The sequence below is a fragment of the Auritidibacter ignavus genome (genome assembly GCF_003703835.1).
GTDB lineage: Bacteria > Actinomycetota > Actinomycetes > Actinomycetales > Micrococcaceae > Auritidibacter > Auritidibacter ignavus.
In genome coordinates this window covers 49,973-69,931 of record NZ_RDQR01000013.1, presented here as the reverse complement: position 1 = coordinate 69,931, position 19,959 = coordinate 49,973, and the positions used below count along the sequence as shown (strand labels likewise).

The following is a 19,959-nucleotide window of genomic DNA, read 5'->3' as shown; positions in this document are numbered from 1 at the left end:
CGGCGCTTGAGCTGCTGACGGGCATGATCCCGGTGCCAGCCAGTCAGCTCCACCACCGTATCCAGAATCTGACCCTTGACCTTCTTGGAAGCCGCAGCATACCTGGCCGCATAGTGCTTGGTGACTTCAATCCGAGTCTGCATCGAAACATCCTTATGCGTCATACCCCATCGTCGCCCCACCCCAGCCCACCGGTAAAGACATTTCGCGGGGAAAACTACCTGAGGCACGGCCCCTGCCTACGCGGGGACTTTCTATGAGTCTCGTCGGGGAGTGCCCTTGCTCGTGCTGTTGCTATAGTCTGGCGTTTATGAGCTCGAAAATTAGCGCGGAGCAACCCGTTGTCCCGGTGATCACCGGAGGTGATTTGGGGGCCTATAGTCTCGCCCGGGAATATCACGAACGCTTCGGCTGGATGTCTGCGGTGGTGCCAACCGGGCAGAATCTGATTGTTGGAGGAAGCAAACTCACCGAGCTCTACCCGGCCGGTCCCATGTTCGACCCAGAGACGGTAACAGCACACTTAGAACAGGTTGCTCGTTCGGTCAATGCTCACACCCCGGATCGGCCCTTGGTGCTCCACAGTGGATACGATCATCTGGTTCGCATTGTGGCCCAAAAAGCAGACAGGTTGCGCGAAGCTGGCTACGTGTTCCCCGCCGTCACTGTCGAACAACTCGACCGTGCGGCGCTCAAAGAACATTTTTATGAGCTCTGTCGGACATACTCTGTGCCCTACCCGCGTACCTTGATCTATGACTCCCATGCGGCAGCTGAGCAGAGCACAAGTTCTGATGATTTCCTCAATTCCTTTCACGGCGCACGACTGTCGTATCCGGTAGTGCTCAAAGCCGATAATGGTGGCCAATGGGCCTCCACACGTTTCGAAGGGCGCCGTAAGGTCCACTACATCGATAACGACGCGAACCTCAAAGAGGTTCTTGACAAGGCAACTGACGCTGGGTATCGAGGAGGGCTCATTGTCCAGGAGTTCATTCCAGGGCCTGACTCCCAGCTACGCATCCTGACGATGTACCGCAACGCAGACGGAAACATCACCTTGTCGGGGCTCTGTGAAGTCATCGTGGAAGATCATGCTGTGGGACTAGAAGGCAATGCCCGCGCGGTGATTGCTGTACCGGATAACACCATTCATCACCACGGTGCGAAAATTCTCGACAGCCTTGACTGGCACGGCTTCGCCATGTTTGATATCAAGGTCCATCCCACCACGGGGGAACCGATGTTCTTAGAAATGAACCCTCGGCTAGGACGTCATCACTACTACCTCACCGCGGCCGGACGTAACCCCGTGGATTTCTACTTGGGAGATCTGCTCGGCGACTTTGATGAACCAGCACCGGCACATGTTGAGCACCTCGCGTTGTCAACGACGATCCCGCTTTCGGTTGCCCAACGCTACGCCAACGACCAGCAACGCCACTACATCTCTGAGCTCAAAAAGTCTGGACAGGTCTACACTCCGCTTCAGTATCGGCAGGATAAAAACTTCAAGCGCGACCTGTATCAGAAGTACCGACTGTATAAAGCTGCCGAAGAAGTACAACACCGGCCCGGCAGTATGAACTAGCCCTACGGACCACGAACAGTCTCAGTTCCCATTCTGGTGCTAGACCTGGTACTATAAGATCGATTGTTTCCAGTGTGGCAATAGGACACAGTCCGGGTTGCGGGGTTCTTGCGCAACAAATGCCACCTTTTTGCACGCCCAAACACTTTTTGAGTTTCGGGTAGCGAGAAATAAACCACGGACTTCGGTCCAGACCGTCCTCGAGTTCACCTCCCGTTCATGAGCTGGGTGCGTGACGGGGCGGTCGACCGAGATCATACATAACGGAGAATAGTTTGCCTACAATTCAGCAGCTGGTCCGTAAGGGCCGCACCCCCAAGTCCAAGCGGGTGGGCGCTCCTGCCCTGGAGGGCCGCCCGATGCGTCGTGGCGTGTGCACTCGTGTGTACACCACGACCCCGAAGAAGCCGAACTCTGCACTACGTAAAGTTGCACGTGTGCGTCTCGCCGGCGGTATCGAAGTCACCGCCTACATCCCCGGTGAGGGCCACAACCTGCAGGAACACTCCATCGTGCTGGTGCGCGGTGGTGGTGTGAAGGACCTGCCCGGTGTTCGTTACAAGATCGTGCGTGGCGCACTGGACACCCAGGGTGTCAAGGATCGCAACCAAGCACGTAGCCGTTACGGTGCAAAGAAGGAGAAGAAGTAATGCCACGTAAAGGACCTGCTCCTAAGCGCCCGCTGGTCGTTGATCCGGTGTACGGCTCCCCGCTGGTCACCCAGCTGATCAACAAGGTGCTGATCGATGGTAAGAAGTCCACCGCAGAGCGCATTGTCTACGGTGCACTGGACGGTACCCGCGATAAAGGCGGCGACGATCCCGTTGCAACGTTGAAGAAAGCTCTGGACAACATCCGTCCGGCTCTGGAAGTTCGTTCCCGCCGCGTCGGTGGTGCAACCTACCAGGTGCCGGTTGAGGTCAAGCCCGGTCGTGCGACCGCGCTGGCCCTGCGTTGGTTGGTGGGCTTCTCCAAGGTGCGCCGTGAGAAGACCATGACCGAGCGCCTGACCAATGAAATCTTGGACGCTTCCAACGGCCTGGGTGCTGCAGTGAAGCGTCGCGAGGACGTGCACAAGATGGCCGAAGCCAACAAGGCCTTCGCACACTACCGCTGGTAAGCCAGCATCCCGAGATCCGACCATAACTACAGATCACGAGATAACCAACGGCCAGGTTTGGGCAGACACCGCAGAACGGTCAGTTCCTGAACTTCCGGTCACAACCCCAAGGGAGACACTGTGGCACAAGACGTGCTGACTGACCTCAAGAAGGTTCGAAACATCGGCATCATGGCCCACATCGATGCCGGCAAGACCACGACCACCGAGCGTATCTTGTTCTACACGGGTGTGAACCACAAATTGGGCGAAACCCACGATGGTGCGTCCACCACCGACTGGATGGAACAGGAAAAAGAGCGCGGTATCACCATTACCTCCGCGGCTGTAACCTCCTTCTGGGAAGGTCACCAGATCAACATCATCGACACCCCGGGACACGTGGACTTCACCGTTGAGGTGGAACGCTCCTTGCGCGTGCTCGACGGTGCCGTTGCTGTGTTCGACGCAAAGGAAGGTGTGGAGCCTCAGTCTGAGACCGTTTGGCGCCAGGCCGATAAGTACGGCGTCCCACGCATTTGCTTCGTCAACAAGATGGACAAGCTCGGTGCAGACTTCTATCACACCGTCGACACCATCGTGAACCGCCTGCAGGCCAAGCCACTGGTCATGCAGCTGCCGATCGGTGCTGAGAGTGATTTCGTGGGTGTTGTTGACCTGGTCACCATGAAGGCCTACGTCTGGGAAGGTGACGCCAAGGGTGACGTGACCTTGGGTGCGTCCTATGAAACCCAGGAGATTCCGGCTGAGCTCCAGGAGCGCGCCGAGGAATACCGCAACGAACTGGTGGAGTCTGTTGCTGAGTCCTCCGAGGAGCTGATGGAGAAGTACCTCGAGAACGGAGAGCTGAGCGAAGAGGACATCAAGGCCGGCGTCCGGGCCATGGCTGTCAACGACGAGGCCTACCCCGTGTTCTGTGGCTCGGCCTTCAAAAACCGTGGAGTTCAGCCGTTGCTGGACGCCGTGGTTGACTACCTGCCGGCACCATTCGACGTCGGCGCTGTCCACGGCTACGAGGTCGGTGACGAGTCTGTCGAACTGACCCGTGAACCCAGCACCGACGCGCCGTTCTCTGCTCTGGCCTTCAAGATCGCGGCTCACCCGTTCTTCGGTACTCTGACCTACATCCGCGTCTACTCCGGTACCATCTCCCAGGGTGACACCATCCTGAACGCTACCAAGGGCAAGCAGGAGCGCATTGGCAAGCTCTTCCAGATGCACGCCAATAAAGAGAACCCCGTTGAGCAAGCTCAGGCAGGCCACATCTACGCTGTGGTGGGTCTGAAAGACACCACTACCGGTGACACTCTGTCTGCCAAGTCCGATCCGATCATTCTGGAATCAATGGAGTTCCCCGAGCCAGTGATCTCCGTGGCTATCGAGCCCGCATCCAAGGGTGACCAGGAGAAGCTCTCCACCGCTATTCAGCGTCTGGTCGCTGAGGACCCGACCTTCACGGTCAACCACAACGAGGAAACCGGCCAGACCGAAATCGGCGGTATGGGCGAGTTGCACCTCGACGTGTTTGTGGATCGCATGAAGCGTGAGTTCAAAGTGGAAGCAACCGTGGGTAAGCCGCAGGTAGCCTACCGCGAAACGATCCGCAAGAAGGTCGAAAACGTGGAATACACCCACAAAAAGCAGACCGGTGGCTCCGGTCAGTTCGCGAAGGTCATCGTTACCTTCGAACCGATGGAAACCTCCGAAGGTGAGATCTACGAGTTCGACAACGCCGTCACCGGTGGTCGGGTTCCCCGCGAATACATCCCCTCGGTGGACCAGGGTATTCAGGAAGCTATGCAGTTCGGTGTGCTGGCCGGCTACCCGATGGTCGGCATCAAGGCTACCCTCGAGGATGGTGCCTATCACGATGTGGACTCCTCGGAAATGGCCTTCAAACTGGCTGGTTCGCAGGTCTTCAAAGAAGGTGTCCGTCGAGCTAAGCCGGTGTTGCTGGAGCCACTGATGGCCGTTGAAGTCCGCACTCCGGAGGAATACATGGGTGATGTGATCGGTGACTTGAACTCCCGCCGTGGCACCATCGGTTCGATGGAAGACGCTCAGGGTGTGAAGGTCATCAACGCACAGGTACCGCTGTCCGAGATGTTCGGCTACATCGGCGACCTGCGGTCCAAGACTCAAGGTCGCGCTGTGTACACCATGACCTTCGACTCCTACGGTGAAGTGCCACAGGCTGTCTCGGAAGAGATCATCCAGAAGCACTCAGGCCAGTAAGAGTCATCGGTACCGGAAATATCCGGTAAAATCACTCTGAAACAACTTGGGATCGGAGGGGTGGAGAACAGACGCTTCACCCCACCGGTCACACAGCCTCGACCACACTCCGGAGGGACGGGGCTAGACAGGACTTTTGGTCCGGTCCGCCTGCTCGGCCGAGTAGGCCTCAAGCGACGGGCGCCGGTCCTGATATCCGGGGAATTTAGAAAAGAAAAATCTGACGCGTAGACTGTAGAAAAGTCAGACCGCACATCAAGCGGCTGCCATGTCCTTCTCCAGTCGAACAGTTCTAGGAGGAATCTGTGTCGAAGGCAAAGTTCGAGCGGACGAAGCCGCACGTCAACATTGGTACTATCGGCCACGTTGACCACGGTAAGACCACTCTCACCGCAGCTATCTCGAAGGTACTGCACGGTAAGTACCCTGACCTCAACGAGGCACGTAACTACGACGAGATTGACGGTGCTCCTGAAGAGCGCCAGCGTGGTATTACCATTAACGTCTCCCACATCGAGTACGAGACCGAAGCACGTCACTACGCACACGTTGACGCCCCGGGCCACGCCGACTACATCAAGAACATGATTACCGGTGCTGCCCAGATGGACGGTGCGATCCTCGTGGTTGCTGCCACCGATGGCCCGATGGCTCAGACCCGCGAGCACGTGCTGCTGGCTCGCCAGGTTGGCGTTCCCGCTTTGCTGGTTGCATTGAACAAGTGCGACATGGTTGATGATGAAGAGCTGCTTGAGCTCGTTGAAATGGAAGTTCGTGAACTGCTGAGCTCGCAGGACTTCGATGGCGACGAGGCTCCTGTGATCCGCACCTCCGGCTACATGGCTCTGCAGGGCGACGAGAAGTGGGTCAAGTCCGTTGAAGAACTGATGGACGCTGTTGACACCTACATTCCGGACCCCGTTCGCGATAAGGACAAGCCGTTCCTGATGCCGATCGAGGACGTCTTCACCATTACCGGTCGCGGTACCGTGGTGACCGGTCGCGCCGAGCGCGGTACTCTGGCTATCAACTCTGAGGTTGAAATCGTCGGTATCCGCGAAATCCAGAAGACCACCGTCACTGGTATCGAGATGTTCCACAAGCAGCTCGACGAAGCATGGGCAGGCGAGAACTGTGGTCTGTTGTTGCGTGGTCTGAAGCGTGAAGACGTTGAGCGTGGTCAGGTTGTTGCTGAGCCGGGGTCGATTACCCCGCACACCCAGTTCGAGGGTAACGTCTACATTCTCTCCAAGGACGAGGGTGGCCGTCACAACCCGTTCTACTCCAACTACCGTCCGCAGTTCTACTTCCGCACCACTGACGTTACTGGCGTCATCACCCTGCCGGAAGGTACTGAGATGGTTATGCCTGGCGATACCACTGAGATGTCAGTCGAGCTCATCCAGCCGATCGCTATGGAAGAGGGCCTCGGCTTCGCTATCCGTGAGGGTGGTCGCACCGTTGGTTCCGGTCGTGTGACCAAGATCGTCAAGTAAGACCTCTGACTGAGTTCGGCTGAGCTCAGCCTGAGGCTCGTCGACAGGGCCCCGTTACCGAGATGTCTCGGAGGCGGGGCCCTGTTGTGTGTCGAGGTCTCGTGGCAATAACGTGATCTTGCCAATAACGAGACCCGAGGATTCGCGTTGCGAGACAAAACATGTCATACTAGATAAGTTGCTCAGCAAGGACGAGCGAATCATCGTGTCTGAATCGGTATTCGCCCCGTGAGCAGAATTCCCTCCCTCTCCTCGAGCGTAGTGTTCCGACATAGATTTCGACACGCCCGAGCGCGTGGATGGGAGCCCTTCAGGAGCGAGGAACCCGAAGTTTTCGGATTTGTTGCTGGAGGTGGAATAAGCGAAGACGGTCGATGAGGCGCAATTGTCTGGTCCATGGCCGTTGAATCGCACACAGGGACAGGTACGGACAACAAGGACGAAAGAGGCAAGACGCCATGGCGGGACAGAAAATCCGCATCCGTCTGAAGTCTTACGATCACGAGGTGATTGACACTTCAGCACGGAAGATCGTAGATACGGTCATACGCGCAGGCGCTCAGGTAGTGGGCCCGGTGCCGCTACCAACTGAGAAGAACGTTTACTGCGTGATCCGTTCTCCGCACATGTACAAGGACAGTCGCGAGCATTTTGAAATGCGCACTCATAAGCGGCTGATCGACATCGTAGACCCGACTCCGAAGGCCGTCGACTCGCTGATGCGTTTGGACCTGCCCGCGGACGTCAATATTGAAATCAAGCTTTAGGTTAGGGAGGTGCTGAGAGAACTATGACCGCTAACCGTCAAACAAAAGGTTTGCTGGGCACGAAGCTCGGCATGACCCAGGTCTGGGACGAGGAGAACAACCTTGTTCCGGTGACCGTGGTTCAGGCAGAGCCCAACGTGGTTTCGCAGCTTCGCACTGAAGAATCAGATGGCTACACCGCTGTTCAACTGGCCTACGGTCAGATTGATCCCCGCAAGGTCACCAAGCCACTGACCGGCCACTTCGAGAAGGCAGGCGTCACCCCGCGTCGCCATGTGGTCGAGATCCGTACCACTGATGTCGCTGAGTACACGCTGGGCCAGGACGTCACCGTTGAACAGTTTGAAGCTGGTCAAAAGGTTGACGTGACCGCTAACTCTAAGGGTAAAGGCTTCGCCGGTGCCATGAAGCGTCACGGCTTCGCCGGTGTGGCCGCATCCCACGGTCAGCACAAGAACCACCGTAAACCCGGTTCGGTCGGTGGTGCTTCCACCCCGGGCCGCGTCTTCAAAGGCCAGCGCCTGCCCGGCCGTATGGGCAATAAGCGCACTACCACTCAGAACCTTACTCTGCACGCTATCGATGCAGAGAACAACCTGCTGTTGATCAAGGGCGCCATTCCTGGCCCCAAGGGTCGGGTTGTGCTGGTTCGCGATGCAGCGAAGGGAGCATGAGCAGATGGCTGTCAAGAAAGTTACGGTTGATCTGCCGGCCGATATCTTTGGTGCCGAGACGAATGTGCCTCTGATGCACCAGGTCGTCGTCGCACAGCAAGCGGCTGCACGGCAGGGAACTCATAAAGCAAAGACTCGCGGCGAAGTATCCGGTGGTGGCCGTAAACCATTCCGCCAGAAGGGTACCGGTCGCGCTCGTCAGGGCTCCAACCGCGAGCCTCAGATGACCGGCGGTGGTATTGTCCACGGCCCGGTGCCGCGGGACTACTCCCAGCGGACCCCCAAGAAAATGAAAGCTGCCGCTCTGCGGTCAGCACTGTCCGACCGTGCTCGTCACGACCGGATTCACGTGCTGGAAGCTCTCGTGACCGAACAGACTCCGTCCACTAAGGCCGCAAAGGCCGCCTTGGAGGAGCTGAATACCGGTCGGAAGAATTTCCTGGTAGTCATTGATCGCAGTGACGATGTGACTGCCCTGAGCACCCGCAACCTGCAACGAGTCCACACCCTCTACACTGATCAGCTCAACACCTACGACGTGCTGATGAGTGATGATGTGGTCTTTACCAAGCCGGCCTACGAGGCCTTCGTGGCTGCCGCCGGCAGCAACAAGAAGGAGGAGGCCAAATGAGCGGCACCATCAACAAAGACCCGCGCGACGTGATCATTTCTCCCGTCGTCTCGGAAAAGAGCTACGCCGATATGGATGAGGGTCGTTACACCTTCATCGTCGACCCGCGCTCGAATAAGACCGAAATTAAGTTTGCCATCGAAAAGATTTTTGATGTCAAAGTTGATTCGGTCAACACCATGAACCGTCCCGGGAAGCGTCAGCGCACCCGCTTCGGATGGGGTTCGCGCAAAGATACCAAGCGCGCGATCGTCACTCTGAAGGAAGGGACCATTGACATCTTCGGAGGTCCGGCTCTCTAAGCCGGAGACCACTTAATCGAGGAATAAAGATATGGCTATCCGTAAATACAAGCCGGTTACGTCGGGCCAGCGCGGCTCGTCGGTTTCCGACTTTTCAGAAATCACGCGGAGCACGCCCGAGAAATCACTGCTTCGTCCGCTGACGAAGACTGGTGGGCGTAACAGCTCCGGCAAGATCACGACCCGTCACAAGGGCGGCGGTCACAAGCGCCAGTACCGCCTGGTCGATTTCCGTCGCTACGACAAGGATGGCATTCCGGCCAAGGTCGCACACATTGAATATGACCCGAACCGCACTGCCAACATTGCACTGTTGCACTACGTCGACGGCGCGAAGCGCTACATCATTGCTCCGGCCAAGCTGAAGCAGGGTGACATCGTCGAATCGGGTGCGAACGCTGATATCAAGCCGGGTAACAATCTGCCGCTACGCAATATCCCGCTGGGTACTGTGGTGCACGCAGTGGAGCTACGCCCGGGCGGTGGCGCTAAGCTGGCTCGTTCCGCTGGTGCCTCCACCCAGCTGGTGGCTCGCGAGGGCAAGTACGCCCAGTTGCGTCTGCCCTCCGGTGAAATTCGCAACGTTGACGTTCGTTGCCGCGCCACTATCGGTGAAGTCGGCAACGCCGAGCAGATCAACATCTCCTGGGGTAAGGCCGGTCGCATGCGCTGGAAGGGCGTCCGCCCGACTGTTCGCGGTGTTGTGATGAACCCGGTCGACCACCCGCACGGTGGTGGTGAAGGTCGTACCTCCGGTGGTCGTCACCCTGTGAGCCCGTCCGGTCAGAAGGAAGGCCGCACCCGCCGCCCGAATAAGGAAAGCGACAAACTCATTGTTCGTCGTCGTCGTACCGGCAAGAAATCACGATAAGGAGCTGATCTCTCAATGCCACGCAGCCTGAAAAAGGGTCCTTACGTTGATCAGCATCTCTACCTGAAGGTTCTTGCTGAGAACGAAAAGACCAATAAGAACGTTATCCGCACCTGGTCCCGTCGTTCCATGATCGTTCCGGACATGATTGGTCACACCATCGCTGTCCACGACGGTCGGAAGCACGTTCCGGTGTTCATCACCGAAGCCATGGTGGGACACAAGCTCGGAGAGTTCGCACCAACTCGAACCTTCCGCGGCCACTCCAAGGACGACCAGAAGGGCCGCCGCTAAGGCGGGCCCTGCGAGATTCGAAAGAGGATAAGCAATGGAAGCCAAGGCAAGTGCGCGCTACTTGCGCGTGACGCCAATGAAGGCCCGGCGCGTTGTCGACCTTGTTCGTGGTAAGCAAGCGACTGAAGCGCTGGCTATTCTGAAGTTCGCTCAGCAGGGTGCTTCGGAGCCGGTGTATAAGGTTGTTGCCTCCGCGGTGGACAATGCCCGTCAGAAAGCAGACCGTGAAGGTCTGTCCTTCAAAGAAGACGAACTGTTCATCTCCGAAGCTTTCGTAGATGAAGGACCGACCATGAAGCGCTACCAGCCTCGTGCCCAGGGACGCGCTTTCCAGATCAGAAAACGCACCAGCCACGTCACCGTGGTCGTTGCGACCGAAGAAGAGAAGGGTGGGACCAACTAAATGGGTCAGAAAATTAATCCCAATGGATTCCGCCTCGGTATCACCACCGATCACGTCTCCCGTTGGTTCGCTGACTCCAACCAGGAAGGCCAGCGCTACGCCGACTTCGTGAAAGAAGACGTTCGCATTCGTGAACTTCTGTCCGATGGTATGGAGCGTGCTGGCATCGCCAAGGTGGAGATCGAACGCACTCGCGATCGCGTTCGTGTGGACGTCCACACCGCGCGCCCGGGTATCGTCATCGGTCGCCGGGGTGCAGAAGCCGATCGTATTCGTCGGTCGCTGGAAAAGCTGACCGGCAAGCAGATCCAGCTCAACATTCTGGAAGTCAAGAACCCCGAAATGGACGCCCAGCTCGTGGCACAGGGTGTCGCTGAGCAGCTGGCCGCCCGTGTGGCTTTCCGTCGCGCGATGCGTCGTAGCATCCAGTCCGCAATGCGTGCGGGCGCCAAGGGTATCCGTATCCAGTGCTCGGGCCGTCTGGGCGGGGCTGAAATGTCTCGTTCGGAGTTCTACCGTGAAGGTCGCGTGCCTCTGCACACCCTGCGCGCCAACATCGACTTCGGCAAATTCGAAGCGAAGACCACCTTCGGTCGCATTGGTGTGAAGGTCTGGATCTACAAGGGTGACTTGACCGATAAGGAACTGGCTGCAGTCGAGGCTGCCAAGCCGTCCGGTCGTGGTGGACGCGGTGGCGGCCGTGGCCGCAACAACCAGCGTCGTCGTCGCGGCGGGGGACAGGACGCCAAGGCACAGACCGGCGCAACTGAAGGAGGCAACGCCTAATGTTGATCCCACGTCGTGTGAAGTACCGCAAGCAGCACCGTCCCGGTCGTCGTGGTATGGCTAAGGGTGGAACCGAAGTGACCTTCGGTGAGTTTGGTGTCCAAGCTCTGACCCACTCCTACGTCACCAACCGCCAGATCGAGGCAGCTCGTATTGCCATGACCCGCCACATTAAGCGTGGTGGTAAGGTCTGGATCAATATTTTCCCGGACCGTCCGTTGACCAAGAAGCCTGCCGAAGTCCGTATGGGTTCCGGTAAGGGTTCGCCTGAGTACTGGGTTGCAAACGTCAAGCCCGGACGAGTGATGTTCGAACTTTCCGGTGTTTCCGAAGAGGTCGCCCGTGAAGCGTTGACTTTGGCCATCCACAAGTTGCCGATGAAGGCACGTATCGTTCGTCGTGAAGGTGGTGAGTGATCATGGCAGTTGGTTCCAAGGAACTCAACATTGAAGCTCTCGATGGCTTCGATAACGCCCGCCTGACCGAAGAGCTGCAGAAAGCAAAGGCTGAACTGTTCAACCTGCGTTTCCAAGCCGCCACCGGTCAGATCGAAAACACCGGTCGTATCAAGGTCGTCAAGCGCGATATCGCACGGATCTACACCATCCTGCGCGAGCGTGAACTCGGTATTCGCGAGAATGTCGACGTTCCGGCTGATGACGTCAAAGAATCCAAGAAGAAAACCAAGAAGTCCAAGAAGAAGGCTGAGGAGGAGGACAAGTGACCGAATCAACGAACACCGCCGCCACCGAAGCCGCTCCGGAGCGTAACTACCGGAAGACTCTTCGTGGAATCGTGGTTTCCGACAAGATGGATAAGACCATCGTCGTGGAGATCGAGTCCCACAAAAAGCACGCACTGTATGGCAAGATCGTTCGCACCACCAAGCGTGTGAAGGCTCACGATGAGGAGAACACCGCAGGTGTGGGTGACCGCGTCGACTTGATGGAGACCCGCCCGTTGTCTAAGAGCAAGCGCTGGCGGCTGGCTGAGATTGTTGAGCGCGCTCAGTAATCCCAGGCGCACTGAGTAACACAGGCCCACCACTTTTGTGGTGGGCCTGTGTCGTTAACTGAGACTTTGTCACGTGCTTTTCTCAGGACGACGCCAATCGACAGAGAGCGAACTAACACCCGCACCACCATGCCATTAGATTGAAATAGCGCCAGTATGGCGTGTAAGATGAAGAGTCTGTGTGCTCTTGATGGTGAGACCATCCATCTCACGTGCCAAGAACCACAGAACTTTCGCCGAAAATGCCTCGGCCTTGCCCTGCACGTGGATGACGTGAATGAGTGTTCTCGAGCGGTCTGAACAACGTCGAGATTGCTCGTTGTTCGACGCCACGAGCCTCTCAGGGTGAGGGAAAGCAGAAGGCGAAAGCTATCAGTTCACCGTTCGGCTAGGCTCACCCGGTCTTCGGGGGAGAACCAGCACGACGACAGGAGTAATCAAGTGATTCAGCAGGAGTCGCGGCTTAAGGTCGCCGACAATACGGGCGCCAAGGAAATCCTGGCTATCCGTATTCTCGGAGGATCTGGACGCCGCTATGCATCCATCGGCGACGTGATCGTCGCAACCGTAAAAGACGCTATCCCCGGTGGCAACGTCAAGGCTGGAGATGTCGTCAAAGCCGTGGTAGTCCGTGCCAAGAAATCGGTACGCCGCGCTGACGGTTCCTACATCAGCTTCGATGAGAACGCAGCTGTAATTCTCAAGGGTGACCAGGAACCCCGTGGCACTCGTATTTTCGGCCCGGTCGGTCGCGAACTTCGTGACAAGAAGTTCATGCGTATCGTGTCACTGGCACCGGAGGTGATCTAGTCCCATGGCCAAGATCAAGAAAGACGACCTCGTGCAGGTTATTGCAGGCAAGGACAAGGGCAAGCAGGGCAAAGTCCTGCGCGTGTTCCCCAAAGATGAGCGCGTGCTCGTTGAAGGTGTCAACCGCGTGACTAAGCACGTCCGTGCCGGTCAGGGACCCCAGGGCGCTACCGAAGGTGGTATCCAGGTGGTCGAAGCCCCGATGCACATTTCGAATGTTGCCATCGTAGACCCCGAGTCTGGCAAGCCGACCCGCGTTGGCTACCGCTTTGAAGAAGTCGAGAAGAACGGCGAAACCAAGACCGTCAAGGTCCGTTACGCCAAGGCCTCTGGAAAGGAGCTGTGATGACTGAGGTTAGCACCGATACGGCCGCAGCCCCCAAGGTCACCCCGCGTCTGAAGGCCACATACCAGAACGAGATCAAGAAGTCGCTGCAGGACCAGTTTAACTACAGCAACGTGATGCAGGTCCCGGGCCTGACCAAAGTTGTGGTGAACATGGGTGTTGGTGAAGCAGCTCGTGACTCGAAGGTCATCGAAGGTGCCATCAAGGATCTGGCCGCCATCACTGGTCAGAAGCCACAGGTTTCCAAGGCCAAGAAGTCCATCGCGCAGTTTAAGTTGCGTGAAGGTATGCCCATCGGCGCCCATGTGACCATGCGCGGCGACCGCATGTGGGAATTCCTGGACCGTTTGGTCTCGTTTGCTCTGCCACGTATTCGTGACTTCCGTGGTCTGTCCTCCAAGCAGTTCGATGGTAACGGTAACTACACGTTCGGCCTGGCCGAGCAGACCGTGTTCCACGAGATCGATCAGGACAATATCGACCGCGTACGCGGTATGGACATCACCGTCGTGACCACCGCAACGACCGATGACGAAGGCCGTGCGCTGTTGCGCGCTCTGGGCTTCCCATTCAAGAAAGACCAGTAATCTATCTACGCTACAGGTCCCATCCGGTGTACCGGTCCGGGAAACCACAGCGAGAAAGGGCGTGAAGCCCACATGACTATGACCGATCCTGTCGCAGACATGTTGACCCGTCTGCGCAACGCAAATTCGGCCTCACATGACTCGGTATCCATGCCGTCTTCGAAACTGAAGACCCGCCTGGCCGAGATCTTGAAAAACGAAGGCTACATCGATGACTGGGCCGAAGAAGAGGCCCGTGTTGGCAAAACCCTGACCATCCAGCTGAAGTTCGGCCCGCAGCGCGAGCACGCTATTGCTGGCCTGCGCCGTATTTCTAAGCCCGGTCTGCGCGTTTATGCCAAGTCCACCAACCTGCCTCGTGTGTTGGGCGGTTTGGGGATTGCGATCCTGTCAACCTCCTCCGGTCTGCTCACAGACCGTCAGGCGGCTTCCAAAGGTGTAGGTGGGGAAGTCCTCGCCTACGTGTGGTAACGGAACACGGACGAAAGGTAGAGAAAATGTCACGTATTGGACGTCTTCCGATCACCGTGCCTTCCGGCGTTGATGTGAAGGTCAATGGCTCGCAGGTCGATGTGAAAGGACCTAAGGGCGAGCTGAGCTTCACCGTTGCATCGCCTATCACCGTTGATTTGGAAGAAAACACTATTACTGTCAGCCGTCCCGACGATGAGCGCGAATCGCGTTCGTTGCACGGTTTGAGCCGGACCATGATCAATAACATGATCGTGGGTGTCACCGAAGGCTACTCCAAGACGTTGGAGATCATTGGTACCGGTTACCGCGTGCTGGCCAAGGGACAGGGTCTGGAATTTTCCCTGGGCTTCTCCCACACCATTTCCGTAGACGCGCCGAAGGGCATCGACTTCAAAGTTGACGGCAACAAGGTGACTGTCTCCGGGATCGACAAGCAGCTGGTCGGCGAAACCGCAGCCAATATCCGGAAACTTCGTAGAACCGAGCCTTATAAGGGCAAGGGCATCCGGTATTTGGGCGAGCAGGTCCGTCGTAAGGCCGGAAAGGCAGGTAAGTGATGTCGAACGTCACTGTCAAAGGCAAGGGCAAATACGCTGCTCGGGCTCGCCGCCACCAGCGTGTTCGCAAGCATATCTCCGGAACCTCGGCACGTCCTCGCTTGGTCGTCAACCGTTCAGCCCGACACGTCTTCGTGCAGGTGGTCGACGACACCAAGGGACTCACCCTGGTTTCAGCTTCCACTATGGAAGCCGATCTTCGGAGCTTGGACGCTGAGAAGGTCGAGAAGTCGCGTAAGGTTGGCGAGCTCGTCGCTGAGCGCGCCAAAGCAGCCGGCATTGAAGCGGTCGTCTTCGACCGTGGCGGTAACCGTTACCACGGTCGCGTCGCGGCAGTAGCTGAAGGAGCACGCGAAGGGGGGCTGAAACTGTGAGCGAAAACACCAACGAAAAGGACAATCAGGTGACTGAAGCTAACGAAGACGCCGTGTCTGAGACCTCATCAGGTTCGGTTAGCCAGAACACCGAACGCACTGGTGGTCGTGGTGAGCGCGGCGGTCGAGGCCGTCGTGACCGCGCTGCCAAGAACGAACGCGGCTCCCGCCGTAACAACTCCCGTGGCAACGACAACCGCGACGAGTTCCTCGAGCGCGTGGTGACCATCAACCGCGTATCCAAGGTGGTCAAGGGCGGACGTCGGTTCTCCTTCACCGCTCTGGTTGTCGTCGGTGACGGCGACGGTCTGGTTGGCGTTGGTTACGGTAAGGCCAAGGAAGTTCCGGCCGCTATCGCCAAGGGTGTTGAAGAGGCCAAGAAGAGCTTCTTCCGCGTTCCGCGTATCGGGACAACCATTCCTCACATCGTGCAGGGTGAAGACGCTGCCGGCGTTGTGCTGTTGCGTCCTGCTTCCCCCGGTACCGGTGTGATCGCTGGTGGTCCGGTGCGTGCTGTGCTGGAGTGCGCAGGAATCCACGATGTGCTTTCCAAGTCGATGGGTTCAGTGAACGCCATCAACATTGTGCGAGGCACGATCGATGCGCTCAAGCAGTTGGAAGGACCCGAGGAAGTTGCTGCCCGTCGCGGTAAACCTGTCGATGAGGTCGCTCCGCACGCCATGCTTCGCACCATGCAGGAAGATCGCGCCAAGAAGGCCGAAGAAAGGGCAGGTGCCTGATCATGGCAACGAACAACGGTTCAACTCCAAAGAACATCACGGCCTCGGATGCGACTCTGGCGATTACCCAGATCCGTTCAACCGTGGGCCGTAAACCCAAGCATCGTGAGACTGTGCGTTCGCTCGGTCTGAAGCGAATTGGTCACACTGTGACCCGTACAGCCGATGAGTCCACGGTGGGCATGATTAATACCGTGCGCCACCTCGTCACAGTGGAGGAGGTCAATAATGGCTGACACCAACGAAGGCCAGAACGGCCCAGACATCGTCAAGCTGCATGACCTGCGTCCAGCTGCCGGTTCGAAGAAGACCAAGCTGCGTTACGGACGCGGTGAAGGCGGTAAGGGTGGCAAGACCGCTACCCGCGGTACTAAGGGCACCAAGGCTCGTTACCAGGTCCCTGCAGGTTTCGAAGGTGGTCAGCTTCCGTTGCACATGCGCCTTCCGAAACTGCGCGGATTCAAAAACCCATTCCGCACCGAGTACCAGGTCGTCAACCTGGACAAGCTCGCTCAGCACTTCCCCGACGGTGGCGAGGTCACCGTCGATTCTCTGGTGGAGCGTGGCTTGGTGCGCAAGAACCAGCCGGTGAAAATCCTGGGTACCGGAGAGATCTCCGTGGCTCTGAACATCACCGCCGATGCATTCTCCAAGTCGGCTGTTGAAAAGATCAACGCCGCTGGAGGGTCAACCACGGCTCGCTAAGGCGAAACACTCCGATTCAGGCCAATCGGTCCTCGATTCTGTGCAGGAGGTCTTGCAACGAATCGAGGACCGAGGCATTTAACGCTAGAATCTCTACGGTGTGTCATCACCACACCCGCAGATGCGCGGGTTATGGCCCACCCACGCAGACTACGAACGGCTTCGGCCACCTCGACCATTACCCCTTCAGGAGGACGCTTGTTCAGCGCGATTGCACGGGTCTTTAAGACCCCGGATCTGCGGACCAAGATCCTATTCACGCTCGGTGTCATTGTGATCTACCGGATCGGTTCTTTTATCCCTGCACCGGGAGTGAACTACGACAACGTGCAAATGTGTCTGGCCAGCGGTGAAACCGAAGGTGGCCTGTACTCGTTCGTGAACATGTTCTCCGGTGGCGCGATGCTCCAGGTCTCCATCTTCGCGCTGGGCATCATGCCCTACATTACCGCCGCGATTATCACCCAACTGTTGCGCGTCGTGATCCCACGGTTCGAGCGCCTCCATAAGGAAGGCGCCGAAGGACAAGCCAAGCTCACACAGTACACCCGCTACCTGACCATTGCACTGGCGCTACTGAATGCGACCACGCTGTCTACCTTGGCTTCCTCGGGTGCACTGCTGAACTGCAACCTCCCGCTGCTCACCGATAGCAGCATCCCTTCCATCCTGTTGTTGGTGCTGATCCTCACCACTGGTGCCGTGGTGCTGATGTGGATGGGGGAGCAGATCACCGAACGCGGTGTGGGTAACGGTATGTCGCTGATGATCTTCATCTCGATCGCAGCTGGCTTCCCGGCCGGACTCGGCCAGATCTGGACCACCCAGGGTTGGCAGACTTTTGCGATCGTGATGGTCGTGGGATTGTTGACCATTATGGCCATCGTGTTCGTCGAGGATTCGCAACGTCGCGTACCGGTCCAATACGCCAAGCGTCAGATTGGTCGTCGCACCGTCGGCGGTACCTCGACCTACATTCCGATCAAGGTCAATATGGCCGGTGTCATTCCGGTGATCTTCGCTTCTTCAATCCTGATGCTTCCGCAGATCTTGATCCAGTTCAACCAGCCAGCTCCCGGTAGTCAAGAAGAACCCAAAGAATGGGTGGTCTGGTTGCAGGAGTATTTCGGCACGCAGTCGCACCCGGTCTACATGCTGATTTTCTTCTTGCTCACGATTGGGTTCACATATTTTTACGTGACCATCACGTTCAATCCGCAGGACATTTCGGACAATATGAAACGCTACGGCGGATTCATTCCAGGCGTCCGGGCGGGCCGGCCCACCGTGCAGTATCTGGAATACGTGATTTCTCGTATCACGTTCGTGGGTTCCTTGTACCTTGGTGTTATCGCCATGATTCCGCTGGTAGCCTTTGTTCTGATCGGTGCGAATCAGAACTTCCCGTTCGGCGGTACGTCGATCTTGATTATGGTGGGCGTTGCTCTGACGACCATCAAGCAAATCAATGCCCAGATGGAACAACACAACTACGAAGGACTCCTGCGTTAGTGGTCTGATCCTTGTGTAGAGCAGAGTAGATAGGACTGAGGTATCACACATGTCTCAAATCTTGATGATGGGCCCTCCAGGGTCGGGTAAAGGCACGCAGGCGGCCCTGATCGCCGATAAGCTCGGAATTCCAGCGATTTCCACCGGCGATATCTTCCGTTATAACGTCAAGGAACTCACTGAACTGGGGCGTGAGGCCAAGCAGTATATGGATAACGGTGACTTCGTACCCGATGACGTCACAAACCGCATGGTGGAGGATCGTCTGGCCCAGTCGGATGCTACCGAAGGTTTCCTCTTGGACGGATATCCTCGCACCGCCGGACAGGTTGAGGCCCTGAACAACATCCTGGACAACCAGGGTAAAACCCTTACTGCCGTTCTGGTTCTGGAAGTGCCCGACGACGAACTTGTGCAACGCCTGCTGGCCCGCGCCGAGACCGAAGGCCGTAGCGATGACACCGAAGAGGTCATCAAACACCGCCTGGAGCTCTACCACCGAGAAACTGCGGACCTGGTTGATGCCTACCTCAAGGACGGTATTGTTGCCCGCGTGGACGGCACCGGCATGATCGATGACGTCACCGAGCGGTTGTTGCAAGCCGTGTACAACATTCGTGCACGCACCGGGACACTTCCCGTGATTCGTCCGAGGAAAGACCAGTAATCACGCAGTCGCCACCACATCATCACAGCGTCGGCCGAGCATTCTCGGCCGGCGTTGTTGATTTTTGAGCGCACACCGTGAGAATACCTTTGCGAGCACCGTCAGGAGGCGACCATGAGCCGTCGCAAAATTGAACTGAAGACCGCCAATGAGATGGCAGTGATGCACCAGTCAGGACTTATCCTGTCTCGAGCCCTGGACGCGGTCGCTGCGACCGCGAAACCCGGCACCACCACACTGGAACTCGACGAGATTTTCTCTGAGACCATCACCGAAGCAGGAGCGACCTCAAATTTTCTGGGATATTACGGATACCCGAACTCCATATGCGCCTCTGTCAATGACCAGGTGGTCCATGGGATTCCGAACGCAACACCCTTGCAGTCTGGTGACGTGCTGAAAATTGATGGCGGTTGCATTCTGAATGGGTGGCATTCCGATTCGGCTCGGACCGTGATCGTAGCCGATGAGAACAACACCGGGGTTGACCCGGAAGACCAGCGACTTTCTGAGATTACCCGCAAAGCGATGTGGCGTGGCATTGCTGCTTTTGCCTCGGCCAAATATGTCGGAGAGATCGGCGAGGCCATCGAAACCTACGTGCGGGCCCAGCCAGGCTCGCACCTGAGGATTTTGGAAGAATACGTCGGGCACGGCATCGGCACAGCCATGCACCAAGCCCCCGACGTGTTCAATTACGACTCCGGAATGCGAGGGCAACGCATCAAACCCGGGCTTTGCCTCGCGATCGAACCCATGCTCGTTCGTGGCGGTATCGACACGACCGTGTTGGACGACGACTGGACCGTGGTCACCAACGACGGATCGCGCGCCAGCCAGTGGGAGCACTCGGTTGCCCGTCATCAGGACGGAATTTGGGTACTGACCGCCGAAGACGGGGGAGCCAGCGAACTCCAACCGTTGGGTGTGACACCGGTTCCCTTGCCTTCCACGGCATCGTAAGCCGTCCCACGGCGGATCGAGCTGGAAAAATGTGCCTGTC

General features: G+C 57.5%; 28 protein-coding genes. All 28 read left to right on the top strand.

The genetic code is table 11. The annotated features are described in order from the left end of the window. Positions 1-310: 310 nt before the first annotated feature. The 28 genes from DYI20_RS07895 (at position 311) to map (ending at position 19,919) form a co-directional block, all read left to right on the top strand. On the top strand, positions 311-1,591 hold the full coding sequence (locus DYI20_RS07895) for a carboxylate--amine ligase (RefSeq protein WP_122549245.1): 1,281 nt from the start codon (positions 311-313) through the stop codon (positions 1,589-1,591). A gap of 275 nt (positions 1,592-1,866) precedes the next feature. Next, entirely contained in the window at positions 1,867-2,241 is a 375-nt protein-coding gene (rpsL, locus tag DYI20_RS07890) for a 30S ribosomal protein S12 (RefSeq protein ID WP_110097933.1), read from the top strand. After that, positions 2,241-2,711, top strand: coding sequence for a 30S ribosomal protein S7 (gene rpsG, locus DYI20_RS07885; protein ID WP_110097932.1), 471 nt, complete (start codon positions 2,241-2,243; stop codon positions 2,709-2,711). Before rpsL ends, rpsG begins: the two co-directional genes overlap by 1 nt. Before the next feature lie 120 nt (positions 2,712-2,831). Then, positions 2,832-4,946, top strand: a complete 2,115-nt coding sequence (gene fusA / locus DYI20_RS07880; protein ID WP_110100636.1) for an elongation factor G — start codon at positions 2,832-2,834, stop codon at positions 4,944-4,946. 305 nt (positions 4,947-5,251) lie between these two features. After that, positions 5,252-6,442, top strand: a complete 1,191-nt coding sequence (gene tuf, locus DYI20_RS07875) for an elongation factor Tu (protein WP_110097930.1) — start codon at positions 5,252-5,254, stop codon at positions 6,440-6,442. 458 nt (positions 6,443-6,900) lie between these two features. Continuing rightward, entirely contained in the window at positions 6,901-7,209 is a 309-nt protein-coding gene (rpsJ, locus tag DYI20_RS07870) for a 30S ribosomal protein S10 (protein ID WP_110110271.1), read from the top strand. A 23-nt stretch (positions 7,210-7,232) separates the two neighbouring features. Beyond that, on the top strand, positions 7,233-7,883 hold the full coding sequence (gene rplC / locus DYI20_RS07865) for a 50S ribosomal protein L3 (RefSeq protein ID WP_110097928.1): 651 nt from the start codon (positions 7,233-7,235) through the stop codon (positions 7,881-7,883). Between the two features lie 4 nt (positions 7,884-7,887). Continuing rightward, entirely contained in the window at positions 7,888-8,514 is a 627-nt protein-coding gene (gene rplD, locus DYI20_RS07860; protein ID WP_110097927.1) for a 50S ribosomal protein L4, read from the top strand. Next, the gene (rplW, locus tag DYI20_RS07855; protein WP_110097926.1) at positions 8,511-8,816 is read left to right on the top strand and encodes a 50S ribosomal protein L23; all 306 of its coding nucleotides are present in this window, start codon (positions 8,511-8,513) and stop codon (positions 8,814-8,816) included. The genes rplD and rplW overlap by 4 nt, the downstream gene beginning before the upstream one ends. Positions 8,817-8,847: 31 nt before the next feature. After that, positions 8,848-9,687, top strand: a complete 840-nt coding sequence (gene rplB / locus DYI20_RS07850; RefSeq protein WP_110097925.1) for a 50S ribosomal protein L2 — start codon at positions 8,848-8,850, stop codon at positions 9,685-9,687. 15 nt (positions 9,688-9,702) lie between these two features. Beyond that, positions 9,703-9,981, top strand: coding sequence for a 30S ribosomal protein S19 (gene rpsS, locus DYI20_RS07845; RefSeq protein WP_110097924.1), 279 nt, complete (start codon positions 9,703-9,705; stop codon positions 9,979-9,981). A gap of 34 nt (positions 9,982-10,015) precedes the next feature. After that, positions 10,016-10,384: a 50S ribosomal protein L22 gene (gene rplV, locus DYI20_RS07840; RefSeq protein WP_110097923.1), complete on the top strand. Its 369-nt coding sequence runs from the start codon at positions 10,016-10,018 to the stop codon at positions 10,382-10,384. Continuing rightward, complete coding sequence (rpsC, locus tag DYI20_RS07835; RefSeq protein ID WP_110097922.1) at positions 10,385-11,170, top strand: 30S ribosomal protein S3; 786 nt, start codon at positions 10,385-10,387, stop codon at positions 11,168-11,170. Beyond that, a complete protein-coding gene (rplP, locus tag DYI20_RS07830; RefSeq protein WP_110097921.1) occupies positions 11,170-11,586 on the top strand; it encodes a 50S ribosomal protein L16 in 417 nt (138 codons plus the stop codon). Before rpsC ends, rplP begins: the two co-directional genes overlap by 1 nt. 2 nt (positions 11,587-11,588) lie before the next feature. Then, a complete protein-coding gene (gene rpmC, locus DYI20_RS07825; RefSeq protein WP_110097920.1) occupies positions 11,589-11,894 on the top strand; it encodes a 50S ribosomal protein L29 in 306 nt (101 codons plus the stop codon). After that, a complete protein-coding gene (gene rpsQ, locus DYI20_RS07820; protein WP_199223084.1) occupies positions 11,891-12,184 on the top strand; it encodes a 30S ribosomal protein S17 in 294 nt (97 codons plus the stop codon). The genes rpmC and rpsQ overlap by 4 nt, the downstream gene beginning before the upstream one ends. Positions 12,185-12,625: 441 nt before the next feature. Continuing rightward, positions 12,626-12,994: a 50S ribosomal protein L14 gene (rplN, locus tag DYI20_RS07815; RefSeq protein WP_110097919.1), complete on the top strand. Its 369-nt coding sequence runs from the start codon at positions 12,626-12,628 to the stop codon at positions 12,992-12,994. Between the two features lie 4 nt (positions 12,995-12,998). Next, a complete protein-coding gene (rplX, locus tag DYI20_RS07810) occupies positions 12,999-13,340 on the top strand; it encodes a 50S ribosomal protein L24 (protein ID WP_110097918.1) in 342 nt (113 codons plus the stop codon). Then, positions 13,340-13,927 (top strand): 50S ribosomal protein L5, encoded by a 588-nt coding sequence (rplE, locus tag DYI20_RS07805; protein WP_110100633.1) that lies wholly within the window; start codon positions 13,340-13,342, stop codon positions 13,925-13,927. Before rplX ends, rplE begins: the two co-directional genes overlap by 1 nt. A gap of 72 nt (positions 13,928-13,999) precedes the next feature. Next, positions 14,000-14,398: a 30S ribosomal protein S8 gene (gene rpsH / locus DYI20_RS07800; RefSeq protein ID WP_110097916.1), complete on the top strand. Its 399-nt coding sequence runs from the start codon at positions 14,000-14,002 to the stop codon at positions 14,396-14,398. A 26-nt stretch (positions 14,399-14,424) separates the two neighbouring features. After that, complete coding sequence (rplF, locus tag DYI20_RS07795; protein ID WP_110097915.1) at positions 14,425-14,958, top strand: 50S ribosomal protein L6; 534 nt, start codon at positions 14,425-14,427, stop codon at positions 14,956-14,958. Further along, on the top strand, positions 14,958-15,332 hold the full coding sequence (gene rplR / locus DYI20_RS07790) for a 50S ribosomal protein L18 (protein ID WP_110097914.1): 375 nt from the start codon (positions 14,958-14,960) through the stop codon (positions 15,330-15,332). Before rplF ends, rplR begins: the two co-directional genes overlap by 1 nt. Continuing rightward, entirely contained in the window at positions 15,329-16,072 is a 744-nt protein-coding gene (gene rpsE / locus DYI20_RS07785; RefSeq protein ID WP_110097913.1) for a 30S ribosomal protein S5, read from the top strand. Before rplR ends, rpsE begins: the two co-directional genes overlap by 4 nt. 2 nt (positions 16,073-16,074) lie before the next feature. Next, on the top strand, positions 16,075-16,308 hold the full coding sequence (rpmD, locus tag DYI20_RS07780; RefSeq protein ID WP_110097912.1) for a 50S ribosomal protein L30: 234 nt from the start codon (positions 16,075-16,077) through the stop codon (positions 16,306-16,308). Beyond that, complete coding sequence (rplO, locus tag DYI20_RS07775; protein WP_110097911.1) at positions 16,301-16,777, top strand: 50S ribosomal protein L15; 477 nt, start codon at positions 16,301-16,303, stop codon at positions 16,775-16,777. The genes rpmD and rplO overlap by 8 nt, the downstream gene beginning before the upstream one ends. 198 nt (positions 16,778-16,975) lie before the next feature. Continuing rightward, entirely contained in the window at positions 16,976-18,289 is a 1,314-nt protein-coding gene (secY, locus tag DYI20_RS07770) for a preprotein translocase subunit SecY (RefSeq protein WP_110097910.1), read from the top strand. 49 nt (positions 18,290-18,338) lie between these two features. After that, positions 18,339-18,956: an adenylate kinase gene (locus DYI20_RS07765; RefSeq protein WP_110097909.1), complete on the top strand. Its 618-nt coding sequence runs from the start codon at positions 18,339-18,341 to the stop codon at positions 18,954-18,956. A 114-nt stretch (positions 18,957-19,070) separates the two neighbouring features. Next, the gene (map, locus tag DYI20_RS07760) at positions 19,071-19,919 is read left to right on the top strand and encodes a type I methionyl aminopeptidase (protein WP_122549244.1); all 849 of its coding nucleotides are present in this window, start codon (positions 19,071-19,073) and stop codon (positions 19,917-19,919) included. Positions 19,920-19,959: the final 40 nt, after the last annotated feature.